At 66.8% G+C, this 17,342-nt stretch carries 17 protein-coding genes; 6 read left to right on the top strand and 11 right to left on the bottom strand.

Annotated features, from left to right (window positions below; translation table 11 throughout):
* Positions 1–14: 14 nt before the first annotated feature.
* The gene (locus VNN77_11720) at positions 15–1,100 is read right to left on the bottom strand and encodes an amidohydrolase family protein (GenBank protein ID HXG52059.1); all 1,086 of its coding nucleotides are present in this window, start codon (positions 1,098–1,100) and stop codon (positions 15–17) included.
* 171 nt (positions 1,101–1,271) lie between these two features.
* Here VNN77_11720 and VNN77_11715 point away from each other — a divergent pair, with 171 nt between their 5' ends.
* Complete coding sequence (locus tag VNN77_11715; protein ID HXG52058.1) at positions 1,272–2,087, top strand: hypothetical protein; 816 nt, start codon at positions 1,272–1,274, stop codon at positions 2,085–2,087.
* Positions 2,088–2,111: 24 nt separating this feature from the next.
* On the opposite strand, the gene VNN77_11710 is transcribed toward VNN77_11715, so the two are convergent.
* From VNN77_11710 to VNN77_11695, 4 genes are all read right to left on the bottom strand, one after another.
* Positions 2,112–4,001, bottom strand: coding sequence for an ATP-binding protein (locus VNN77_11710; GenBank protein HXG52057.1), 1,890 nt, complete (start codon positions 3,999–4,001; stop codon positions 2,112–2,114).
* A gap of 199 nt (positions 4,002–4,200) precedes the next feature.
* Entirely contained in the window at positions 4,201–4,680 is a 480-nt protein-coding gene (locus tag VNN77_11705; GenBank protein ID HXG52056.1) for a (2Fe-2S)-binding protein, read from the bottom strand.
* Positions 4,677–7,016 carry a xanthine dehydrogenase family protein molybdopterin-binding subunit gene (locus tag VNN77_11700; protein ID HXG52055.1) on the bottom strand — a complete coding sequence of 780 codons (2,340 nt, stop codon included), beginning with the start codon at positions 7,014–7,016 and terminating at the stop codon, positions 4,677–4,679. Before VNN77_11700 ends, VNN77_11705 begins: the two co-directional genes overlap by 4 nt.
* A gap of 10 nt (positions 7,017–7,026) precedes the next feature.
* Positions 7,027–7,887: a xanthine dehydrogenase family protein subunit M gene (locus VNN77_11695; protein HXG52054.1), complete on the bottom strand. Its 861-nt coding sequence runs from the start codon at positions 7,885–7,887 to the stop codon at positions 7,027–7,029.
* A 124-nt stretch (positions 7,888–8,011) separates the two neighbouring features.
* Between VNN77_11695 and VNN77_11690 the strand changes: the two genes are divergently transcribed.
* Positions 8,012–8,824, top strand: coding sequence for a VOC family protein (locus VNN77_11690; GenBank protein ID HXG52053.1), 813 nt, complete (start codon positions 8,012–8,014; stop codon positions 8,822–8,824).
* Here the strand turns inward: VNN77_11690 and VNN77_11685 are convergent.
* The gene (locus VNN77_11685) at positions 8,814–9,677 is read right to left on the bottom strand and encodes an oxygenase MpaB family protein (protein HXG52052.1); all 864 of its coding nucleotides are present in this window, start codon (positions 9,675–9,677) and stop codon (positions 8,814–8,816) included. The genes VNN77_11690 and VNN77_11685 overlap by 11 nt on opposite strands.
* Positions 9,678–9,982: 305 nt before the next feature.
* On the opposite strand from VNN77_11685, the gene VNN77_11680 reads away from it, so the two are divergent.
* Both VNN77_11680 and VNN77_11675 read left to right on the top strand, forming a co-directional pair.
* Positions 9,983–10,576 (top strand): DUF488 domain-containing protein, encoded by a 594-nt coding sequence (locus tag VNN77_11680; protein HXG52051.1) that lies wholly within the window; start codon positions 9,983–9,985, stop codon positions 10,574–10,576.
* Between the two features lie 29 nt (positions 10,577–10,605).
* A complete protein-coding gene (locus VNN77_11675; protein HXG52050.1) occupies positions 10,606–11,217 on the top strand; it encodes a DsbA family oxidoreductase in 612 nt (203 codons plus the stop codon).
* Positions 11,218–11,366: 149 nt separating this feature from the next.
* Here VNN77_11675 and VNN77_11670 read toward each other — a convergent pair whose 3' ends face one another.
* Both VNN77_11670 and VNN77_11665 read right to left on the bottom strand, forming a co-directional pair.
* Positions 11,367–12,719 carry an amidohydrolase gene (locus VNN77_11670; GenBank protein HXG52049.1) on the bottom strand — a complete coding sequence of 451 codons (1,353 nt, stop codon included), beginning with the start codon at positions 12,717–12,719 and terminating at the stop codon, positions 11,367–11,369.
* Positions 12,720–13,187: 468 nt separating this feature from the next.
* Complete coding sequence (locus VNN77_11665; GenBank protein ID HXG52048.1) at positions 13,188–13,388, bottom strand: hypothetical protein; 201 nt, start codon at positions 13,386–13,388, stop codon at positions 13,188–13,190.
* 345 nt (positions 13,389–13,733) lie between these two features.
* On the opposite strand from VNN77_11665, the gene VNN77_11660 reads away from it, so the two are divergent.
* Together VNN77_11660 and VNN77_11655 are read left to right on the top strand one after the other, a co-directional pair.
* Entirely contained in the window at positions 13,734–14,738 is a 1,005-nt protein-coding gene (locus tag VNN77_11660; protein HXG52047.1) for an extracellular solute-binding protein, read from the top strand.
* A gap of 36 nt (positions 14,739–14,774) precedes the next feature.
* Positions 14,775–15,851 (top strand): amidohydrolase family protein, encoded by a 1,077-nt coding sequence (locus VNN77_11655; protein HXG52046.1) that lies wholly within the window; start codon positions 14,775–14,777, stop codon positions 15,849–15,851.
* 15 nt (positions 15,852–15,866) lie between these two features.
* On the opposite strand, the gene rfbD is transcribed toward VNN77_11655, so the two are convergent.
* The 3 genes from rfbD to VNN77_11640 are packed head-to-tail and all read right to left on the bottom strand — an operon-like array spanning position 15,867 to position 17,304.
* Positions 15,867–16,718, bottom strand: coding sequence for a dTDP-4-dehydrorhamnose reductase (gene rfbD, locus VNN77_11650; GenBank protein HXG52045.1), 852 nt, complete (start codon positions 16,716–16,718; stop codon positions 15,867–15,869).
* 60 nt (positions 16,719–16,778) lie between these two features.
* The gene (locus VNN77_11645; GenBank protein HXG52044.1) at positions 16,779–16,907 is read right to left on the bottom strand and encodes a hypothetical protein; all 129 of its coding nucleotides are present in this window, start codon (positions 16,905–16,907) and stop codon (positions 16,779–16,781) included.
* Between the two features lie 25 nt (positions 16,908–16,932).
* Positions 16,933–17,304: a glycine zipper domain-containing protein gene (locus tag VNN77_11640; GenBank protein HXG52043.1), complete on the bottom strand. Its 372-nt coding sequence runs from the start codon at positions 17,302–17,304 to the stop codon at positions 16,933–16,935.
* Positions 17,305–17,342: the final 38 nt, after the last annotated feature.

The following is a 17,342-nucleotide window of genomic DNA, read 5'->3' as shown; positions in this document are numbered from 1 at the left end:
GCTCCGCCGCCCGCCTACAGCCGGAAGAACTTTCTCGCGTTCTCGCCGAGGATCGCGGCCTTGTCGGCGCCTGTCATGTCCGGGCGCTCGACGGTCTCGTGGATCATCTGCTTCGCCGCGACGAGATCGACCTCGTGCGGATAGTCGGACGCATAGGCGAAGCACCCGGACCCGACCTGCTGGATCACGTAGGGGAGAATCCACTCGTTGCCCTCGCAGCCGATCAGGACCTGCCCGCTCGCCAGGTAGTCGTTCAGGCTTCGTTGCTTGCCGGTGCTCGTCGTGTAGACGTTCTCGTCGCGATCCATACGGTCCTTGAGCAGGAGAACCCAGGCGCATCCCCCCTCGAAGAAGCCCACCCGCAGATCGCGGTAGCGGTCGAACACGCCGTGGTAGACGAGCGAGACGAACTCCAGGGCCAGCGGAATCGGGTGACGCAGCGTGCGCGCCGCCCAGGCGTCGGTGAACGTGTCGGCGCCGAAGCCCAGGCTCGAGCCGCCGTGAATGCCGAGAACGCAGCCCAGCTCCGCGGCCTCGCGGTAGACGGGCCAGTAGTAGTCGTGGCCGAGGTGCAGCGGCAGCCCGCGCGAGGGCAACATCGCGCCGGGAAGCTTCAGCTCGAGCACCAGGCGGCGCAGCTCCTTCACCGCCGCCTGCACGTCCTGCATCGCGATCAACCCCATCGGGTGCAGCCGCGGGTCGACCCTGCGGTAACGCTCGGAAACGTAATCGTTGAAGGCCCGGCAGACGCGAACCGCGTAATCCGCCTGCTGGAAGAAGCCGACGGAAAGTCCTTCGGACGGAAACAGCACGGCCTGGGCGACGCCCGCCTTGTTGAGAAACTCCAGCCAGTCCTCGCCCGAGCCCCTGCGGTGCTCGCTGGCGTCCACCCGGGGCCGGCGGGGCTCTTCCACCTCCCCCGATCTCTGCACATTGCGCGGATAGTGGATGGCGTCAAGACCGGCGAACACGCCCTGGCGGTTGCGCGACGGGCGCAGCGCGATCTCGCGATCGATGGGATCCAGGAACGGCACCATCTCCGGAATCGACTCGATGATGTGGCCGTCGCAGTCGACCACCGTGAAGTTGCTCTTTTCCATGGCGGACCTCCGAACCTCGAACTCTCGCTTCTCTTAGCACGGATCTCGCGGCGCGCAAAAGGCCCGGGCGGCCGGGATGCTGCGCGGGCGCCGCCCGACCCGCCCGACAGGATCTGCTTGACATTCCCGAAGGTACCGAATAAAACCGCGGCAAGCCGGGCGGAATCGCCAATGAGCAAGTACCGGGCACGCCCCTGCCCCAACTGCAAGTACTATGTAGGCTTCACGGTCGCCAGATCGTTCTTCAGAGCGCAGCAGGCCGCGGTCACCGGCTTCTGCCTGAACTGCGGCTACAGGCTCCCCGTGCACACCGTAATTCGCGGAACGCGCCGGGTCGTATCGTCCTTTCGGAAGCGCTGGGTCAAGCTCGTCGAGTCCGAGCAAGGAGGCGCGCCGGGAGCGCCCGAGAGTCCGCCGCCGAGCCAGCCGGCCCGGCCGCCGTTCGATCCGGGCGCTTTCAGCCGCCATCTGCGAACCGTGGGTCAGCAGCTCGAGGAGCTCCGGCTCCGGGAGTTCAACCTGGAGTGCACCGAGAAGGCCTACCGTATCTGGGCGCCGGCACAAGCCGCGCTGCCGGAGCCTCTGTCCGGATGGCGCCGGCCCGGCGAGCGGCTGAGAAAATGGTGGGCCGCCCGGCTGCGGCGGCGGGAACCGCCTGCTCCCGACCACCCCGCGCCGCGCCTCCACTATTCACGGGCGGAGATCGAGCGGCTGGACGCCCTGGGCCGCAGCCGCCGGACCGCCGCGGGCAAGGCCGCCGACGGCCACAGCCTGTCGCAGCTCCTGCGCACGGTGGGCGCGCTCGTCAGCGAACGAAACCAGCGGTTGCTTGCCGTCTCGTGGCGCGACCTGGGGGTTTGCGTGGTGGTCGAAACCGCTCAGGGAAAGCGCGAGATCGACGTCTTCCGGCCCGACAATCTCTACGATCTCTGGGTGCGGATGTATCTCAGGCGCAATCAGCGGGCGCTCTCCGACGTCCCGCGCTGACGCGCCGAACGCTGAAGCAGAAAATCAGGGCAGGGCGGCCTTTGCCGCCGGCTCGGGTTCCGGCCGCGCGCCCGACAGCAGCAACTGCTCCGCGCCCGCCCGGCGATGGCAGGGAATCCGCACGGTGAAGGTCGAGCCCTCTCCCGGCTTGCTCGCCACATGAACCGTGCCGCCGAGCAGATCCACGAACTTCTTGACGATGTAGAGCCCGAGACCGACGCCGCCGTAGGACCGCGTATCCGAGCTGTCGCCCTGACGGAAACGCTCGAAGATCTTCGGACAGAGTTCCCTGGGAATGCCGATCCCCGTGTCAGCGACCTTGAACTCCATCGTTTTCTTGTTCGCGAGGTATCGCGCCGAGACGGTCACGGATCCCTGGTCGGTGAACTTGATGGCGTTGTTGATCAGGTTCTGCAGAACGTGCTTGAGCTTGCCGCGGTCGGTCGGGAGCGTCGGCAGGTCCGAACGGAAATCCCAAACCAGCTGGACGTCCTTGGCCAGGGGGTAGTCGTAGTACGTCTTGAGCTCGTAGAGGAATTCCCAGAGGTTGGTGTCGTGGATTTCCGCGCGCACCATCTCGGCTTCGATGCAGCTCACCTGCAAGACGCTGTTGATGGTCGCGTTGAGGTCCTTGGTCTGGCGCAGCATGGTTTGCAGCGCTTTTTCCTGGATCGGCGTGACCTCGCCCAGGATTCCTTCCAGCAGCATGTTGGTGTATCCGGAGATCACGTTCAACGGCGTCTTCAACTCGTGCGAGACGACGCCCAGGAACTCGTCCTTGACCCGATTGGCGTCGCGCAGCTCGTCCGCCTGCCGCCGGATCTGCTGCAGCCACCGCGCCCGTTGAACCGTCACGGCCGCCTGGCCGGCGAGCGTGAGGAGAAACCGGACCTCCTCGTCGGAAATCTCGACCGGTTGGCGCGCGAACAGACCGAAGCTGCCGAGCACTTCGCCGTCGGCGATCAACGGCAGCGCGATCATCGCCGCCAGTCCCTGCCGCCGCAGAAATTCGCCGTGCTCGGCGGAGAGATCTCGAATCACCTCGACCTTCCGGCTCGCCGCGGCCGCATCGAGCAACGACCATTCGCAGTCGGCCCCTTCCGGCCCGGGAGCGGCCAGCCCTCGGGCGGCTGCCGTCCACATCGCTTCGGTATCGTTATCCCGCAGCCGGACCGCTCCGGCGGCGTACGGCAAATAGGCCAGCGTCTTCTCCAGCAGCGCTTCGAGCGCCGTCCGCAGATCCAGGGTCGAAGTCATCGCGAGGTTGATTTCGTGCAATACCTCCAGCCGGTCCCGCTGGCGCCGGATCTCGCTCGCGGCGCGCCGTTCCCGTTCGGCCTGCTCTTCTTTTTCCCGCACGACGCGACGCAACCGTTCCACCTGGGCGAAGTAGCCGTAGAAAAGCGCGATCACGAGGGGAAAGGAAAGCCGGAGGTAAAAGCTCGGCTGGTCGGCGGCCTCCGTGCGAAAAGCGACGTAGGCGTAGAGCAGTGGCGCCAGGAGCGTGACCACGAGCAGGCCGCGGGTGTCGCTGCAAATGCAACTCAGGACCAGAGTGAAGAAACAGGCAACGTAGAAATCGGTCGTCGCCCCGCCGCTGAGCGCCACCGTGGCGGCCATGGCCGCCGTGTCGAACAGCAGCAGCGGGCCGTAGAAGTACGAGCACTCGAAGCGATCGTCCTCGACGAAGTAGAGCGCCGCGTTGGTCGCGAGGTAGAAGAACACGAGCGCGTAAGTCTGACTTTCCGTCAACCACGGCTGCGAGGGATAGAGCAGCAGATACGAGCACAGGATGACCAGCGGCCAGCGCAGCCGAATTACCGTGGTTTTATCGGCCGCTGCGAAGACGCGGTCCGGAGCCCCCGGGCCGAACAATAAAGAATCTCGAGGCTGGATCGCGGCGGCGGAATCCATGGGCGCTCATGGCGAATTGCATATTGCATGCCAGGGCCGCGGCGCCACGATTGTTCAAGGAATGCAAGCCTTTGAACGACAAAAATCCCCGCGACGGCGATGCCGGTACGGAAAGGGCGGCCAAAACGATCCGTTTCGGGACAAATTTGTCGCCGCCGCTGAAAGGGACCGGCCAGCGGGCCAGGAGCGGGCGCCTCCGTCAACGGCCGGCGGAGCGCTTCTTCGCCTGGGCGGTGCGCACGGCGCGCAGGATGTCGGCGTAGCCCGCGCAGCGGCAGAGATGGCCGGCGAGATACTCGCGGATCTCCTCGTCGGTCGGATCGGCGTATTCGTCGAGCAGCGCTTTGACCGCGAGCACGAAGCCCGGAGTGCAATACGCGCACTGCAACGCCCGCTCTTCGACGAACGCTTCCTGAACGGGATGGAGGCCGGATTCGCCGTCCAGCCCCTCGACGGTAAGGATCTCTTTTCCGTCCGCGCGCGCCGCCAGCAGGAAACAAGAGCTCACCGGTTTTCCGTCCATCAGCACCGTGCAGGTTCCGCAGGCTCCCACGCCGCACCCTTCGCGCACGCTCCAGAGCTTCAGGCGATCGCGCAGTACCTCGAGCAGCGTGTCGGCGTCGTCGACGGGCAGCGTTTCGAGCCGGCCGTTCACCCGCAACGCGATCTCACGCTTCACGGCGCGAGCCCTCCGGCGGCACCCTGCTTCGCGGCGAGCGCTCGCAGCACCTTCTCGGGGGTGATCGGCAGGTCGCGGATCCGCACGCCGATGGCGTCCTCGATCGCGTTCGCGATCGCGGCCGACACCGTGAGGGTTCCGGTTTCGCCCACCCCCTTGGCGCCGAACGGCCCGGTTTCGTGCGGCACCTCGACGATCACGGGCCGGAAGACCTCCGGCAGATCCCGGATCGACGCCACCTGATAATCGAGCAGCGATCCGTTGACGAGCTGGCCGTCCTGGAAAACCATTTCCTCGAACAGCGTGAGGCCGAGGTGGGTGATGGCCGAGCCGAGCAGCTGCTGCTCGCAGTGTCGCGGGTGGATCGCCGTTCCGGTGTCGCCGACGCTGTAGAATTGCAGCAGCCGCACCCGGCCCGTTTCGATGTCGACCTCCACTTCGGCCGACGTCGCCGACGGAAACCAGTACTCCGTGCACTTTTCCGACTGGCCGGTTTCCGGATCGGTCGGGATCGCTTCGGGCTGGCAGATCGCTTCCCCCGTGAGCGTGGTGCCGAGGCTGCCGAACTTAGCGAGGAACGCCTCGGGGATCGTCATTCCCCGAGCTTCGCTGCCGCGCACGAAGATCCGCCCGCCGGAAGCGACGAGATCCTCGGGATGGACCTCGAGCTTTCGCGCCACGACCTCGAACAGCTGGGCCTTGACCTTCGCCGCGGCCATACGCACCGCGTTGCCCATGTGGTAGGTCGAGCGGCTTCCAGCGGTGATGGTGTCGTAAGGCGTCACGTCGGTGTCGGGCTGAACGACGTGAACCTGATCGAACGACACGCCGAGCTCTTCCGCCACGATCTGGCCCATCATCGTCTCCGCCCCCTGCCCCATCTCGACCGTGCTGCTCAGCACGCTGACGCTGCCGTCCGCGTTCAGGATCACGATCGCGCCCGAGATCGAAGGCGTGAGCACCGCCTTCACGCCGGCGGCGACGCCCTTGCCGCGCCGTTTGGTTCCCGCCGGCGCGGGCCGCGGCGCCGACCAGTCGACCGCCCTGGCCGCCTCGCGGATCGCCTGCTTGATCCCGAAGGAGCGCACCGGCGTTCCCGTCGCGAACTCCTCGCCCTCCTCCAGCGCGTGCTGCAAGCGGAACTCCACCGGGTCCGCCCCGATCGCGCGCGCGATCGAGTCCATCTGAGAGTCGTAGGCCCAGATGACCTGCGGCACACCGAAGCCGCGAAACGCCCCTGCCGGCACGTGATTGGTGTAGACGCAGTAGGAATCGATCCAGACGTTGGGGATGCGGTACGGGCCGGCCGAGGTATACCCGGATTTGTGCACCACCCGCGGGCCGATCTCGGCGTAGGCGCCCGTGTCCCAGAAGACCTCGCACTTGCGCGCAGTGATCCTGCCGTTCTTGACCGCGGTCTTGACCCTTGCGATCACCCTGTGCTTGGTGATCGTGAGGAACTCCTCCTCGCGCGTGAGCGCGTAGCGCACCGGCCTCCGGGTCACCAGCGCGAACGCCGTCACCAGCGGCTCGAGCTTGGCGTAGAGCTTGGAACCGTAGCCGCCCCCCAGATAGGGGACGCGCACGCGGACGCGGTTCATGGGGATGCCGAAGGTTTGCGACAGCTCCGTGCGCACGTAGGACGGGGTCTGCGTGGCGCTCCACACATTGAGCCGCCTGGCCTCGTCGAGGTAAGCGAGCGTGACGTGCGGCTCCATCGGGACGTGCTGCGCCGGCGGCGAGGAATAGGTGTCCTCGAAGACGCGGTCGGCTTCGGCGAAGGCGCGCTCCACGTCGCCGCGCCGCAGCTTGAAGTGGTAGCAGATGTTGGATCGCTGCCCCTCCTTGACGTGGGCGAGATCGGCGAAGGCTTTGGCGGGCCGGTGGCGCTCGTGAACCAGCGGAGACTCGGGCTTGACCGCTTCGAGCACGTCCAGAACGGCGGGAAGGGGCTCGTACTCGACCTCGACGGCGCTCAGCGCGTCCTCCGCCGTGCGCCGATCGCACGCCGCCACCGCGACCACCGGATCGCCCGCGTAGCAGGCCTTGTCCACGGCCAGGATCGGCTGGTCGCGAAACGCCGGACCGAAATAGGGATCGACTCCCGGCATGCGCGCGATGTCGGCGCCGGTCAGCACCGCCGCCACGCCGCTGAGTCTCTCGGCCCGGGACCTGTCGATCGCGACGATGCGCGCGTGCGGGTAAGGGCTGCGCAGGACGGCGACGTGCAACATGCCGGGCATCTCGATGTTGCCGACGTGGAGCGCCTCCCCCCGGACCTTCTGACGCGCGTCCTTGCGATACACCGATTTGCCGACGACCGCGAATTCCGCCATCGGATCCTCTCTACAAATCGGCCGCCAGCTGTTCGAGCGCGCGTTTGACGAACAGCCGGGCCATTTGCCGTTTGTACCATTCGGAGCCGCGAAGATCGCCGAACGGCTCGATCTGGCCGTCGACCAGCTCGAGGACGCGCTCGACCACGGGCGGTTCGAGCGCCTCGCCGCGCGCGAACTCCAGCCCCCGCACCAGCAGCGGCGCCGGCGCCAGCCCGCCGAGCGCCAGGCGCAAGTCGCGGCAGCGCGCGCCGTCCGCGACCCGAAGCGCCGCGACGCCGAGGCACGGCCAGTCGTTGGCGGAAAGCGTGGTGTAGCGCAGATAGACGCTCCTGCTCCCCGCGGGCGGCCGGGGAACCTTGACCGAGGTCAGGATCTCCCCCGGCTCGAGCGCGGTCTCGTACGGACCTCTGAAAAAACCGTCCAGCGGAATGACGCGCTCGCCTTTCGGCCCGAACGCGGTCACCTCCGCTCCGAGCACCAGGAGCGCCGGAGGAGGGTCGAGGCGGCAGTCGGCGTGCGCCAGATTCCCCCCGACCGTCGCGGTCTGCCGCACCCGCACGTTGCCGATCGCGTGAAAGGCCTCGGCGAGCGCCCGGTACTCGCGGCGCACCGCCGGCGAAAGCTCCACCGCGCGATGTGTCGCCAGCGCGCCGATTCGCAGCCCGTCCGCTTCCGGCGCGATCCCGTCGAGCCCGGGTATCGACTGCAGATCGATCAGGTACGGGAAATGGGCGACCCGTTGTTTCATCAGGATGACCAGCGTGGTGCCTCCCGCGATCGGCCGCGCCCGATCGCCGTGCCGCGCCAGCAGCTCGGCGGCCTCCGCGAGCGACCGCGGCCTCAAGAGATCGAAGGAACGAATCGTCATGGCGGGACCGCTGACCTTTGTAGCCCCGACCTCTCCGTCAAGTCAAGCCGCCCGCGCCGCGAGGCCGCGCCTGTTGACAACCGTGCTCGACCTGGAGAAGAATCCGCCCGAGAGGAGGGCGCCCATGGTCACCAAGATCCGGCACGTGGCGATCCATACCGAAAACTACCCGCGCATGGCGACGTTCTACAGGACGGTTTTCGGGATGAAGAAGATCACCGAGGGCATGACCGACGAGCACGGCAATTACAACAAGGAGCGCGGCCACCTGAGCGACGGCGTGATCGGCCTCGCCCTGCTGCAACGCCAGCCCGGCTTCGGTGCGGGGCTGGATCACTTCGGCCTGGAAGTGGACGACGTGCAGGAGGTGCGCGAGCGGTTGAAGCGTCACTATCCCGAGATCGGCATCGCCCAGAGCCAGAGCCACGTTCCCTTCGCCGGACTGCGATCCCACGATCCCGACGGCAACCAGTTCGATCTGTCGCAGAAAGGAATGGCCAACGTTCGCGAAGGCTACCTGCAGGAAGGCTGGGAGCAGCCGCGCTGGATCAACCACATCGCCATCCGCAGCGCGCGCCCCGGCTATCTCGCCGAGTTCTACCAGAACGTTTTCGATCTGCGGCCCGTGGAGGCCCTGTCGGGCAACGGACACTACTACCTGACCGACGGCAAGGTCACGCTCGCCTTGCGGCCCTGGGACATGATTTCGTACCGCGGCCTCATGGCGGGACTGGACCACTTCGGATTCAAGGTGGAAAGCCTCGAAAGCGCGAAGAGGGACCTCGAAGCGCTCGCCGCGTCGGCGCCCGCCTCCGCGCCGCGCAAGATCGCCATCGGGCGCGACGGCGCCACGCGGCAGAAGAATCTGGAGGCCTGCAGCCTCTGCCGCCACGCGCTGGCCGATCCGGACGGCGTCCTGCTGGATCTCACCGATTGACGGCGCGCGCCCTCTCGGCGCGCCGCGCGTTGGGAGCGACGCGCAGCGCCGCCGGGAGGAGCGGCAGGAAAACCCTCACGGCGGTCACTGCCGCCCGGAACCTTTTCTCGCGCCCGGCGCTCCAGCGAATTCCGTAGCCCTCGCGCAGCGGCGCCGGCAGCAGTCCCGCGGTGATCAGCGAAAACAGAGGCCCCGCCGGCCGCAGCAGCAGCGGCCGGGGCGCCAGGATCTCGATTGCGAGCTCCCGGGCGGTGGGTCCGACGACGACGGGGCCGCCGAAAAGCATGCGGGCCATGTAATCCTCGAATGCGCCGAGCGACGGCGGCACGAGAGCGCGGGGAATCTCGAACAGCTCGGCGAGCCGGATCGTGCTGCGGTAGTAGCTGGCGCGTTCCGCCGCGGCGAGCGGGCGGATGAAGAGATCGTAGCCGGCGATCGCCGAGTCGACCAGGGTCGCGTGTACCCAGAGAAGCAGCTCCGGGTCGAGGGCGCGGTAGGGTCGCCCGCCGAAGGCCGGCTCGCCCTCGGGGACGACCCCTTCCACTCTCAAATGCGCTTTGCGCACCTGTTCCAGGGCCGCCCGGGCCTGTTCCGCCGGATCGAATACGATCGACCACATGAGCGCAAGGGTCCGCTGGAGCCGGGAAAGAGGGGCGTCGCGGAAATGGCTGTGCTGGGCCACGCCCGCGGCGACCATCGGGTGCGCGAGCTGCATCAGCAGCGCCCGCCCTCCGGCAAGGATCAGCCCGGCCTCGCGGTGCACGCGCCAGATCCAGGTGCCCGGGGAAAAAAAGCCCTCCGGCTGGCGGACTGAGCCCCCGTTCAGGCCGTTCGATCGCTTCGCTCCGTTCAAGCGGTCCCGCGCCTGCAGGCGCCGGGTGAGTTCGTGCCGGTCTCCGGTCCTCACTCTACCAATACTACGGCGTTCATTGCGGTTCCAAAAGTCCTCCGGACAAGCACCCGTCCGCGGCGAAAACCAGGGGGAAAGGCTGCAGGCCCGGGTTTCCGGCGCTCGCGCCTGCCCGATCGGCCAATGTCAGCTGCTCGGCCGAAACTGGCCGATGTTGCCGAAGCCCTACCATCGCGCCGACGGATGTCCGGATAAGCGGCAAGGTCGCGCTGTGGATTTACCGGCGCGATCGCCGTAAGCTTCGAAACATGGACGCCGTTGCCGATTGCGCGCGCCTGAATAACGTCATCCACACCGTCGGACACTCGACGCGCGCAGCGCAGCCGTTGATCGAGCTGCTCGCGCTCCACCGCGTTGCGCTCCTCGTCGACGTGCGCCGCTGGCCCGTTTCGCGCCGCCTGCCGCATTTCTGCCGCGAGACGCTCGCGGAGCTGCTCGGCCGGGCGGGAATCGATTACCGCTGGCGCGGGGACCTCGGCGGCTTCCGCAAGCCAGCGCCCGGCTCGCCGAACACGGGCTGGAAGACGGCGGCTTTTCGCGGTTACGCCGACTTCGCGCTGACGGAAGAATTCGCCGCCGGGGTCGAGGAGATCGCCGGGCTCGCCAAGGAGCGACCGACGGCGCTGATGTGCGCCGAAGCGCTGCCGTGGCGGTGCCACCGGCAGCTGCTCGCGGACGCGTTCGTGGTGCGGGGCTGGCGCGTGCGCCATATCCTCGACGACGGCTGCCGGGAGCATCGCCTGCCGCCGTTCGCGCGGCCCGAAGGAACCAGGATCTTCTATCCGGCCGCGGCCGCAACTCCGGGCGGCGAGCCTTTGACTTTGTGGCGCGAGGAAAAGTAGAATCGGCGATTCCCGATCAGGAGGAAATCATGGCGCCGCCCGTGGTGCTGGAAGTCTTCTCGGATTTTGTCTGACCGTGGTGCTATCTCGTCACCGGGCGTGTCGAGAAGCTCAGGGCCAGTTACGGACTGGCGGTCAAAACGACTCAGTTTCCGCTCCATCCGGAAACGCCCGAGGACGGCGCGCCGCGCGGCCCCGAGGCGGTCGCCAGAAACCTCCGGATGAAGGAGAGCATGGACCGAGAAGGGCTCCCGTACAACGCCGAACGAGACATGTCCTACAACAGCCGGCTGGCGCAGGAGCTCGCCAAATGGGCCGAGAGCCGGGGCAAAGGCCGGGAGGTCCACGACGCGATCTTTCGCGCTTACTTCGTGGACGCCAAGAACATCGGCAAGGCCGCCGTGCTCGGCGCCATCGCCGCCGAGGCCGGGCTGCCCGCCGACGAAGCCCTCGAAATTCTCGCCGCGCGCACCTTCAAGGGGGCTGTCGACCAGGATTGGCGCCGCTGCGCCGCCTTGGGCATCGACGCGGTTCCGACTTTCGTGGCCGGCCGCTACATGCTGGTCGGCGCGCACCCCTACGAGACGCTCGAACGGCTGGTTCGCCGGGCGATCGACGAAGCGGACACGGCCTCCCGGTAAACGAGCCGCCGGCGCTCAGCGGCCTCCAGCGCCTAACGTCGGGCGTCTTGCGTTCGCCGCTACTCCCCGCTTTGCCGCCCGGCACGGCTTGAACGGAGCGGAGCGGTTGAACGGCTTGAACGTTTTGAACGGGAGCGAAGCGTCTCTTACTAAAAGGAAATGCCCGCGAGGCGTTCCCTGAGATCGCGGTGCGCGCGGCGCGCTTCTTCGAGAACGCGCTCCTCGTCCAGCCCGAGCAGCACCCGATCCCTCATCAAGATCTCGCCGTTGACCACCGTCGTGACGACGTCGCTCGACCTGGCGCAGTGGACGAGCTGGCTGAAGACGTCGTTGACGGGCTCGATGTGGCAGGCGTCGATCCGGACCAGAATCAGGTCGGCGCGCTTGCCCGTTTCGATCGTCCCGCAAAGCCCGGCCAGCCCCAACGCCTTCGCTCCGCCGGCAGTCGCCATTTCCAGCACGGTATACGGATCGATGATCGCCGCGTCCCGGTGATGGACTTTCTGCAGCAGCGAGGCGACCTTCATGGTCTCGAACAGGTCCTGCGAGTGATTGCTTGCCGCGCCGTCCGTGCCCAGCGCGACGTTGACGCCCTGCTGCAGCATCTCCACGACCGGTGCGACACCGTCGCCCAGCATCATATTGCTCACCGGGTTGTGCGAGACCGACGTGCCGCTCTCTTTGAGCAGCGCGATCTCGCGGGCCTCGAGATGGACGCAGTGCGCGAATACCGAGCGGCGTCCCGGGATGCCGAACTCGCTCAGGAGCTCGACCACTCCCGATTTTCCGTGCTCCCGGCGGGCCAGCTCCACCACCGCGCGCGCCTCCGCGACGTGGGCGCTGATACCGATTCCTTTCTCGTCGGCAAAGCGCCGGATCTCCTTCAGCAGCGCCGCGGTGGCGTTCAGCGGCGGCGTGTTGGGACCGGTCATCCACGAAAACGTCGCCGACCGGGGACCGCGCGCCATCAGGGATTCGATGCGCGCGAAGGCTTCATCGGGCTTTTCCCGGACGCATTCGGGCACGATCTCGCCGGTATCCATGATCGTTCGCGCCAGGACGGCGCGCAGCTTCGCGGCCTCCATGGCTCGCGCGGTCTCCAAGGCGCAGTCGGGATGCGGATTGAGGAAGTTGTGCTCGCAAACCGTCGTGACTCCGCCGCGAATCGCCTCCACGCACCCGAGCAGCGTCCCGGCGTAGAAATGCTCCGGGCGCAGAACGCGCGCGGCCCCGTAAATCCGCTTGAGCCACGGCACAAGGGGCAGATCCTCCCACAACGCCCGCATGAGAACCTGGTAGAGGTGCGTGTGCGCGTTGATGAGCCCCGGAAGGAGCACGCAGCCGGCGCCGTCGATCACCATTTCGTCCGCTCGAGCCCGGCCGGGGGAGCCGGCGGCCACTTCGACGATCGTATCGCCCGTGACGCGGACGAAACCGCGCAGGGCGTGCCGCCGTTCGGTCATGGGAATGACTAGCGCGTTCGTGATCGTGAGGTCGGCCATGGCGAAGCTGTCGGGCTGCCGGAAGCAGGTCTGCGGCCCCGTCGTCCCCGAGCCTACGCCAGCGGATCGCCTGGCGTCAACAATACTCGCCGCGCGGGCGTTTTTCCCCGTGGATTCGAATCCAGATCGGAGCTGGCGCAGCCGCTCCGGCGGTCTCTCGTATCCCGTCGGCCGCACCTCGGAGCTCGAAAAAACCGTTCGCAGCTCGAGGTTCGAAGGAGCCGGGACCGCGGACCGCAGACGGGACCGGCACGAGCGCACACCCAGCGCCCTTTGGCGCCAGACGTTTGAACGGAGCGAAAGGGTCGAACGGTTTGATCTGGAGCGAAGCGACTATAAGCAGAAGGCCTTTTGAGGGGAGGGGGTGTCCCCGAGGAGGAGGGGACACCCTCGGCAACGGCGCAAAACCAGTCGAGGAGGTTTACCCGGCTTTGCGCCCACGGAACACGGTCGTGGAACGATCCTTGACTACCTCATTCGCGCCATCGCGAACTGCAGTTTCTTCAGCTCGCCCTCCAGATAGAGATCCTTTATCTGGTGGCGGTCCATGTGGGCCTCGAGAAGGTCGCTTGGAAAAATCTTGGTGTTGCAGCGAGGACACACGGCCGCGCGGTACGTTTCGTCCGCGAAACGGATATCCGAGTACTCTGGTGTTCCCTGGTTTTCCATGTTGTCCCTCTCTGTCCTGGCTTTGCAGCCGGTTTCACCCCGTCGCAATTGCCGTGCCAGCATTCCAGGGGAGGTAAGCCCGTGATTCTGCGCTTGATTTCGAGAAGGCCGCGCTCAGCCTCGAGATTTTTCGGTGCTTGACTTTGTCCGTAATTGACAAAAATGTCCTTTTCGGCGGGGCCCGTTTCGTCTTCGTGTCGAAGGTGACGGCGGATGCGCTTGACGAGGCGGGAAGCCCTGCACTAGTAAGATGGTTTCCGGTTCTCGTATTGAACCCGAACGAACGTGGAACCTTTGAAGTTCGCACCGGGTCCGAAGTTGGGTCGAGGCCCCAAGGAGGCGACTATGGCCGGACTTTCGATCGCAATCGTCGGAGTTCTGTTGCTTGCGCCCCTCTCGTCGTTCGCCCAGACGGTCCAGCAGGTCGCCGCCGCGAAGAAAGAGGGCGGCAAGGTGGTCCTGTACACGTCCATGGAGACTTTCACCGCAGACGCGATCAAGAAGGCCTTCGAGGCGAAGACCGGGCTGCAGATGGAATACTGGCGCGGCGGCTCGACCGAGGTCATGGACCGCGTCCTCGCCGAGCACCGCGTGGGGAAGCCCGTTTTCGACGTCGTGGCGACCACCGGAGACCACATGCACCTGATGGCGAAGGAGGGAGCCTTCGCCAGTTACGAGTCGCCTTCGCTGAAGGGGTTCGCCAGAGACGCCGTCGATCCCGTGCTCGGCGCGCGATACCGCAACGTGCTCTACGGGGTCATCTACAACAAGAACGGCATCAGGGCCTCCGAGGCTCCCAGAACCCTGACCGATGTGGTCAGGCCGGCATACCGCGGCAAGCTGGTGATGCCGCATCCCGTGAACCACACCCTCACGATTCAATGGCTCGCAAGCCTGGACAGGATCATGCCCAAGCCGCGCGCCGAGAAGTTCATCCGCGACCTCGCCGCGGCCAGGCCCGTGTTCGTCGAGTCGATCGTCCCCGCCGCCGATCGCGTCGGGACCGGGGAGACGCCGGTCGGGATCACCTTCGTGCGCTTCGTCCTGACTTACAACAGGCAGGGAGCAAACCTGGACTGGGTGCGCGACTACCGGCTTCTGGGAGACGGTCAGTACATTTGCCTGGGCGCCCGCGCGCCGCGGCCGAACGCCGGCAAGGCGTTCATCGATTTTTTCCTCGACGACGAGAGCATGAACATACAGGCGCAGACCGGCGAGTTCGTGAATCGCCGCGGCATCCATCCGCCGCTGCCGGACGCGGACAAGATCGAGTTCGTCCAGATGCATCGCTTCGGCAAAGAGGATTTCGAGGTGAAGAAAAAGGAGTACCGCAAGATCTTTCTACAGTAGGATCGCGCGGCGGCGCGCGCATCCGGGAGGCCACGCATGAACGGTTTTGTCATTGATGCCGACGGACACGTCATGGAACAGCATCAGGATCTCTTCGGCCACGTTCGGGGCCCGTTCGCCGAGATGAACTGGCACGCCACCTGGCCCCTGTTCGACGCCGACGGCTGGCAGCGCGGGCTCTCGCGCAAGGGCCGGCGCGAAGACCCCGACGCCGAAGGGTGGATTCGGTTCCAGGACGAGAACGGCATCGACTGCGCGGTGCTCTACCCTACCTCGGCCCTGGCGCTGGGGATGATCCAGCTGCCGGCCTGGGCCGCGGCTCTGGCCCAGGGATACAACGATTGGCTCCATCATCGTTTCACGAGCCAGACGCCCCGCCTGAAAGGCATGGCGTTGCTGGCGCCCCAGGATCCGCTGGCGGCCGCCGCCGAGTTGCGACGCGCCGTCAGGGAGCTCGGCTTCGTCGGCGGCCTGCTGCCCGCCGTGACCAACAACAAGCTCCCCCTCTACGGCTCGCCGGTCTTCCACCCGATCTACGACGAGGCACAGTCCCTCGACGTCCCTCTCGCCATCCACGGGGGCGTCAGCCAGAACCTCGGCCTCGACCGCGTCGCGAGCTTCCTCGAGGCGCACACGCTGGAGCACCCGGTGGCGCTGTTTATTCAGCTCACCAACATGATGTTCCAGGGAGTGTTCCAGGAATTCCCGCGCCTCAGAGTCGCCTACCTCGAAGCCGGCGCGGGATGGGTGCCGTTCATGATGGACAGGATGGAAGAGGACTACGAGAAGTTCGCCGCCCGGCTGGCGCCGCAGCTCACGTCCCCTCCCAGCCGCTTCTTCAAGTCCGGCAACATCTTCTTCACCATGGAGGTGGAGGAGCGCACCGCGCCCTACGTGCTCGACCTCGTCAGACCGGACGTCGTCATGTGGGCTTCCGACTTTCCGCACGAGCGCGAGCGCGACCAGTTCGGCGGGGACCTGCCCCACTTGATGAGGCGCACGGACCTGACCGACGAGGTCAAGAGAAAAATCCTCTTCGATAACCCGGCGCGATTCTACCGGCTTGGCGAGGGCGACGTGGCCGCTGCGCGCGCGGCGAAAAATCGCGGTTGAGCGCCGCCGTACCGGTCACGAGACGACGTACTCCGCGAGCGCCTCTCGCCAGTGGCGCAGCGGCGGCAACCCGAGCTCTTCGGAAAGCCGGCAGCGAAGCGGGGTGTAGCGGGGGCGCGGGGCGAGGCGCGCCATATCGGCTTCCTTCACCCCGCTTACGAGCCGTGCGATCTCGGGCGGACCGAGACCCACCAGCCGCGCCGCCTCGACCGCGAATTCGTAGTACGAGCAGACGCCCGCGTTGACGATGTGATAGGTCCCGTGGCGCCGGGCGGCGAGCACCGCTTCGAGTCTGGAGACCAGGTCCCTCACGTACGTGGTGCTCGACCAGAGATCCGCGATGGCCCGCACCGCTTGCCGCGCCCGCAGCTTCCTGTGGACGGAGCACAGGAAGACGCTCTTGCCGGGGCCGAAAACCCAGGAAGTGCGCACGATGTAACTTTGCCGGCACTCCCGCCGGACCGCCTCCTCGCCCTCCACCTTCGTCCTGCCATAGACGTTCACGGGGTCCGGAGGATCGTCGATCGTGTAGGGGGCGCGCCCGATCTCCGCGCCGTTGAACGCGTAGTTGGTGCCGAAGTGGACGATCTCCGCGCGGGCGGCTGCCGCCGCTTCGGCCAGCCAGCGCGGTCCGTCGACGTTGATCGACCGGGCCAAGGCAGGATCCCGCTCGCATTCGTCGACCTCGATGACCGCGGCATTCACGATCAACGCAGGGCGGACGGCGGCAACGGTTCGGTGCACGGCCTCTCGGTCGGTGATGTCGAGATCGGCGTGCCGGAGCGCCACCACCTCGTGCTTTGGCGCGAAGCGCTCCGCGACGTGCCGCCCGATCAATCCGGCGGCGCCGGTCACCAGAAGCCGCATGATAGGCGAATCTAGGACGACCGCCGGCGCGTATCAAGCGCGGAGGCGGCTGCGGAAGGACTACGAGCCGGGCGCCACGGCCCAGAGAACGCCGAGGGCGAGAATCCCGAGGATCGCGTAGAGGGCGAGAACGAGCGCGAGCGCGAAATCCTCCCAGTCCCGGCCGATGCGGTCCCGCACTTTTTCCATGGTTGAGCCAAAGACCTCGAATGCCTCAGTAGTAGGTCTCGCTTTGGCGCTGCTTGAGCTCTTCCAGCTCGGCCCGTTGCCGCTCGATTTCCCGTTGGTTCGCCTGAATCCGGCCGTCTTGCTCGGCGGCCTGGATCTCTCTTCCCTGGAGCTGGTCGCCGATCAACGCGCCCGCGCCCAGGCCGAGGGCTGCACCAATCGCCGCCCCGGCTCCCGGATGGCGGACCGCAGACCCGATGATCCCTCCCGCAGCAGCGCCGCCGAGCGCGCCGATTCCGGCTGCTTTCTCCCGCGTGGTCAGAGCACCTCCCGCGCATCCGGCGAGCAGGAAAATCGCGACTTCACAGGCGGCAAGAACCGCACCCGGGCGACCGGCTGCCAACGATCCGAGCTTCATGACGGACGACCCTCCGCCAGGCTTAGACGGCTCGGCAG

It is taken from the genome of Candidatus Zixiibacteriota bacterium (assembly GCA_035574315.1).
Lineage (GTDB): Bacteria > Desulfobacterota > Binatia > UBA9968 > UBA9968 > DATLYW01.
This window is presented reverse-complemented; position numbering and strand designations above follow the sequence as displayed.